We start from the raw sequence: 5,314 nt of genomic DNA, 5'->3' as shown, positions 1-5,314 counted from the left end.
TGCCTGAGGAATATCGCCATGAGCCGGAGATGGCGCTGGCGGGCGGAGCGGACGGCATGGATCTGGTGCGACGTTTTCTGCACGACGCGCCCGCGCACCTTTCAGCCCGTGGCATTGTGGTGCTGGAAGTCGGCAACGAGCGCGCCGCCTTCGAGGCTGCATTCCCGCATTTGCCCGCGATCTGGCTGGAGACCGAACTGCATGCCGAAGGTGTCTGCGTGCTGACGGCGGACGATTTGCGACTCGCCTTCTCGCCCGGAGCGGGGGCATGATCCGTCTCACCGACATCGTTTTGCGCCGCGGCATTCAGGTGGTGCTCGATCAGGCCAGTCTGACCCTGCACCCCGGCGACAAGGTCGGCCTGGTGGGCGTAAACGGCGCGGGGAAAACGTCTTTGTTCGCCTTGCTCCTCGGCGGTCTGCATGAAGATGCGGGCCGGCTGGAAAAGCCGGCGAACTGGCGCCTGGCCACGGTGGCCCAGGACGTTCCCGATTCCGACGGCACCGCGACCGATTTCGTGCTGCTAGGCGATGTTGCGCTGCAGGCCGCGCAGCAGGCGCTGCAGGCCGCCATGACCGCGCCCGAACACGACGAAGCCTCGGGTCATGCCCTGGCCGAAGCGCAGCATGCGTTTGAGCTTGCCGATGGCTATACCGCCCGCGCCCGCGCCGAAGCCTTGCTGCTCGGCCTGGGCTTCAGCGTGGCCGAGTTGCGCAAGCCGGTGATGCAGTTCTCCGGCGGCTGGCGCATGAGGCTGGCCTTGGCGCAGGCGCTGTTCGCCCCCAGCGACTGTCTGCTGCTCGACGAGCCGACCAATCACCTCGATCTCGACGCCCTGGTCTGGCTGGAGCAATGGCTGGCGCGCTATCCCGGCCTGTTGCTGGTCATTTCGCACGACCGCGAATTTCTCGACGCGGTGTGCCGCGTCACCGTGCATCTCGACGGCGGCAAGCTCACCCGCTATGGCGGCAATTACACCCTGTTCGAAGAGCAGCGCGCTGAAAAACTTATGCAGCAGCAGGCGGCGTTTACCCGCCAGCAGCAAGACATCGCGCGGTTGACGCGCTTTGTCGAACGCTTCCGCGCCAAAGCGACCAAGGCGCGGCAGGCGCAGAGCCGCATGAAAGCGCTGGAGCGCATGGAGCGGCTGGCGCCGGTCTATCTGAGCGGGGCGCTGCGCATCGAGCTGCTTGAGCCGCTGAGCCTGCCGCAGCAGTTGCTCACCTTGAGCGAGGCCGATTGCGGCTACGGCGATCCGCCGGTGTTGCGGTCGGTGGCGCGAGAAATCACCGGCGGGCTGCGCATCGGCATTCTGGGGGCGAACGGTCAGGGCAAGTCCACGCTGGTGAAAACGCTGGCCGGGGTGTTGCCCCTGCGGGCCGGTCACCGCCGAGAAGGCAAGGGGCTGGTGATCGGTTACTTCGCGCAGCAGGAAGTGGATGTGCTGCGGCTAGATGAGTCGCCCCTGCAGCACATGCAGCGCCTGGCGCGCGACATCGCCCCCAGCACCACGGAGCAGGAATGGCGCAACTGGCTTGGACGCTATCAGTTCGACGGCGACATGATGACCCGCGCCTGCGGCAGCTTTTCCGGTGGCGAAAAAGCACGGCTGGCGCTGGCCCTGGTGATCTGGCGCAAACCCAATCTGCTGCTGCTCGACGAGCCGACCAACCACCTCGATCTGCCTACCCGCGAGGCGCTCGCCATGGCCTTGCAGGACTTCGCGGGCACGGTGCTGCTGGTGTCGCATGACCGGGCTTTGCTGCGCGCCACCTGCGACGCTTTCTGGCTGGTGGCCGACGGCCAGGTACGAGATTTCGACGGCAGTCTCGACGACTATCAGCAATGGGCGCTCTCGCGCACCGCGCAGCGCCAGAGCGCGGCACAAGACAAGCCGCAGCCGTCCGGCGCCGTCGCAGACGAACCCTTGCCCGCCGCCGACCGCAAGGAAGCCCGCCGCCAGCAGGCCGAGCAGCGGCAGCAGCGCGCGCAGCAGCTCAAGCCGGTCAAGGCCGAGTTCACGCGGGTCGAACAAGAGCTGCGCCAGCTCGAAGCCGAGCGCACCGCTATCGAGGCTGCGCTGGCGCACCCGGACGCTCCAGCCGCCGAACGGGTGGAGCAGGGGCGGCGGCATCACGCCCTGTCCGAGCGCATCGGCGCACTGGAAGAGCGCTGGCTCGAACTGGGCGAACAGCTGGAGTCTTTGCAATCGGTTTGAGCTCCCCCGCCGCGAAATTTGATCCATGCTGATATGCGAACATTTCTATCCGAGTAAATTGCTCAGCTGTTCATTCACCTCAGCGCCGACCTGTCTGCGCGCCATCCCGGAGTTTCCATGAAACAAACCCTGCTGCAGGAAAAATACCCCGTTTACGTTGCCGAAGTTTCCAAATCCGAAACGCGTTACACCACGGTCGATGAAGTGGTGGCGTATTTCAAGGAAAAGATCGCGGCCAATCCCAAGGTGAAATTCATCGCCGTGTTCGACCATTTCGAACACACCACGGCAATCGGCGGCACGATTGCGCCGGAAATCAAGGCTGCAGCCGAAGTGATCTTCTGCTTCGGCATCGCATTGCCCAACCCCATGGTGCTGGCTGTGCGTCCCCGCTCCATCGGCATCGCTGACATGGGCGACAAGTTTGTGGTCACCTTCCTCGAAGCGCCGATGGCCCCTGCCAACGAAGCCATGGAAGCCTGGACCAAGGGCCTGCACAACAAAGACTGATGTCGGCTCCGGCCCTTTCAGCCTGACCAAGGCACCGCGCGACTGCGAAGTCCGCGGTGTTTTTTGTGTGCCGAAAAATTACCCTGGAGCCCTGCGAGCCACGCGCCACAACAGCACGGCAAAGCAGCTTGCCGCGATCGCCAGTCCGGTGGTGTTGCCCATCCAGAATCCGGCGGCGCCTTGCAGCGCGGGCGGGGTGATGCCCAGCGTATTGAATCCCAGCAGATAGCCGCCCCCCAGGCCGACACCCCAAAGCGACAGCGCATACAACATGCTGGGCAGCAAGGCGATGTGGTACGAGCGCAGGATGAAGGCGCTGGTCGACTGCACCGCGTCGAACACCTGATAAAGCGCGATGAACAGGAACAGGTGATAGGCCACGGCCTGCACCTGCGGGTCGGAGGTGTACCAGCCGATGATGCGCCCGCGCTCCAGCCAGACGACCAGGCCGATGACGATGGAGAGCAGCGCAGCAGCCCCCACGCCGCTCCAGGCCGTGTGCCGCGCGGCCCGGCTGTGGCCGGCCCCCAGATGCTGGGCCACTACCGAGCCCGTGGCGATGGAAATGGACAGCGGCAGCATATAGAGCACGGTGGCGAAGCTGGCGGTGATCTGGTGGGCAGCGAGCACGGTGTCTCCCAAGCGGGCGATGAACAGCGCCATGAAGGTGAAGGCCGACACCTCGACCAGCAGACTCAGGCCGATCGGCCCGCCCAGACGCAGCAAATGCGCTTGCGCCTTCCAGTCCGGCCAGTCCCAGCGCGAGAGCGCGGCATAGGGACGCAGCGCGGCGCTGTAGCGGTGCTGCAGCAACGCCACCGCAAGCAGCCCATATTGAGTCAGCACGGTGGCGGCGGCGCAGCCCTCCGCGCCCAGCGGCGTCATGCCGTGCAGGCCGAATTTCTCGGGCAGTAGAAACACGGCATTGAGCAACAGCTTGACGCCCAGGCCCCCAATCTGCAGGGCGGCGGTCAGCAAGGGGCGCGAAATGGCCTGGCTGAGCGCGGCGTGCACCCGAAAGGCGAGAGCCGCCGGCAGGCCGAGGGCGAGAATCGCCAGATAGCGATCAACCGTCGCATCGCGCGCCTGACCGGTCAACGCCAGCAGCGGCTGCGGCCAGAGCAGCACCGCGATGCCCAGTGCGCAAAGCCCCCCGGCCAGCCAGAGCCCCTGGCGGAAACTGGCCCCCACCGCGTCGGGCTGGCCCGCTCCGAACCCTCTCCCGAGCGTGGGCAAGAGGGACTGGGTGACCCCGGAGAGCGAGACGAACAAGGTGATGTAGATCGCCTGCCCGATGGACAGAGTGGCCAGACTGGCCGTGGAGGCGAAGCGCCCCAGCATCACCGTATCGGCCACGCCGAAGCCGATGACGGCTAGCTGGCCAATGAGCACACTCACCGCCAGACGCAACAGATTGCGCAGAGGACGCATGGGATGCGGCTCAGGGGCGTGAAGGCGCGAGACGTTGGTACAGATAGAGCGTGCCGCCGCGATCCCCCGGACGGCCACCGCGCCAGATCAGACGCCACTGCGACTCAGGCAGCGCAGCGCGCGCGCCCAGCGCGTAGCTGCATTGCGCCGTGCGCGAGGCGGAAAAATCGAGTCGGCTCCAGTAGCCGATCAGCGCCTGCGTGGTCAGATCGATGGCCACAGGCTGCAGGCAGGGCGAGCCGACCTGCATCGACAGCGCGCTGGCGCTGCGCACCGCATGCGCGACCTCGCGCCCCACGTTGCGGTAGGTGCTTGCATAGTTCAGCACCGGCATCCACAAGCTGCCCACCAGCACCCAGGCCAGGGTCACGCCGCTGGCCGACAACACCATGCCCTTCCACAAGGGGTGACGGTGGCGGCCGGTACGCCAAACAACCACCGCACCCCAGGCCAGAGTGGCGAATAGCGAGATCGCCAGGGCGACGGGGTCGAGACTGAATTGGAAGCCCGGCGCCAGTCGCGCAATATTGGCGGCCGGCTTGGCCGGCCAGCCGATGAACATGGCCAGCCACATGACCCAGACCACCAAGGCCAGCAGGCTGTAGAACAGCACGGCAAACCAGTCGATCGCCGCCAGACCCGCGCGGCGCAAGACCGGCAGCGCAAACCCCGACAGAATGGCCAGGGGCGGCAGGGCCAACAGAAAAACCTTGTCGTTGTTGCCCAGCGCCAGCGCGCTCAGCAAGGCCAGGGCTGCAAGGGCCCATGCGGGCCGCAGATGCCAGGCCAGCAGAGACTCACGCCAGCGCCACAAGCCCCATGCGGCCAGCGGCCAGGCTGGCCAGGTGAACCACAGCCCGATGCGAAAGAAATTGCCCAGGGTGTCCAGATCGGGCCATTTTCCTCTCAGCATCCACCCCATTTGCGATTCGGCCCACAGCCCTGACGACACACCGACCGCCAACGCCAGCATGAGTGCCCAGTTGCCGCGGCGCAAGCTGCCCCACAGCACGAGACCGAGCGTGAAGGTCAGCAGCAGGGCAAACCATCCCGCCGCCGTCAGCGCCAGACACAGCAAGCCCGTGGCGATCAGGCTGGCCGATTTCCAGGGCTTGCGCGGCAGCAGCGATACCCCCAGCAAGATGCCACTCACTG

The 5,314-nt window shown here is 66.0% G+C and carries 4 protein-coding genes and 1 pseudogene; 3 read left to right on the top strand and 2 right to left on the bottom strand.

All coding sequences use genetic code 11. The annotated features are described in order from the left end of the window. The 3 genes and pseudogenes from AC2VLV_RS15090 to AC2VLV_RS15080 all read left to right on the top strand — a co-directional run. Positions 1–272 (top strand): annotated as a pseudogene (locus tag AC2VLV_RS15090) (50S ribosomal protein L3 N(5)-glutamine methyltransferase); the annotation flags it as partial. Beyond that, positions 269–2,218 (top strand): ABC-F family ATP-binding cassette domain-containing protein, encoded by a 1,950-nt coding sequence (locus AC2VLV_RS15085; RefSeq protein ID WP_486990764.1) that lies wholly within the window; start codon positions 269–271, stop codon positions 2,216–2,218. The pseudogene AC2VLV_RS15090 and the gene AC2VLV_RS15085, both read left to right, overlap by 4 nt. Before the next feature lie 117 nt (positions 2,219–2,335). Further along, positions 2,336–2,728: a DUF6858 family protein gene (locus AC2VLV_RS15080; protein WP_486990763.1), complete on the top strand. Its 393-nt coding sequence runs from the start codon at positions 2,336–2,338 to the stop codon at positions 2,726–2,728. Positions 2,729–2,806: 78 nt separating this feature from the next. Here AC2VLV_RS15080 and AC2VLV_RS15075 read toward each other — a convergent pair whose 3' ends face one another. Both AC2VLV_RS15075 and AC2VLV_RS15070 read right to left on the bottom strand, forming a co-directional pair. Further along, entirely contained in the window at positions 2,807–4,159 is a 1,353-nt protein-coding gene (locus AC2VLV_RS15075) for an MATE family efflux transporter (RefSeq protein ID WP_486990762.1), read from the bottom strand. Between the two features lie 10 nt (positions 4,160–4,169). Then, on the bottom strand, positions 4,170–5,314 hold a 1,145-nt coding region (locus tag AC2VLV_RS15070), incomplete at its 5' end, for a hypothetical protein (RefSeq protein ID WP_486990761.1).

This window comes from Thiomonas sp. TH-17, from assembly GCF_057473305.1.
The sequence above is the reverse complement of the archived record's forward strand: the minus strand, read 5'-3'. Positions and strand labels throughout refer to the sequence as shown.

Excerpts from the sequence above, each read along its gene's own strand:
- AC2VLV_RS15085 (WP_486990764.1), top strand. The coding sequence starts at position 269 with ATGATCCGTCTCACCGACATCGTTTTGCGCCGCGGCATTCAGGTGGTG.
- AC2VLV_RS15080 (WP_486990763.1), top strand. The coding sequence starts at position 2,336 with ATGAAACAAACCCTGCTGCAGGAAAAATACCCCGTTTACGTTGCCGAA.
- AC2VLV_RS15075 (WP_486990762.1), bottom strand. The coding sequence starts at position 4,159 with ATGCGTCCTCTGCGCAATCTGTTGCGTCTGGCGGTGAGTGTGCTCATT.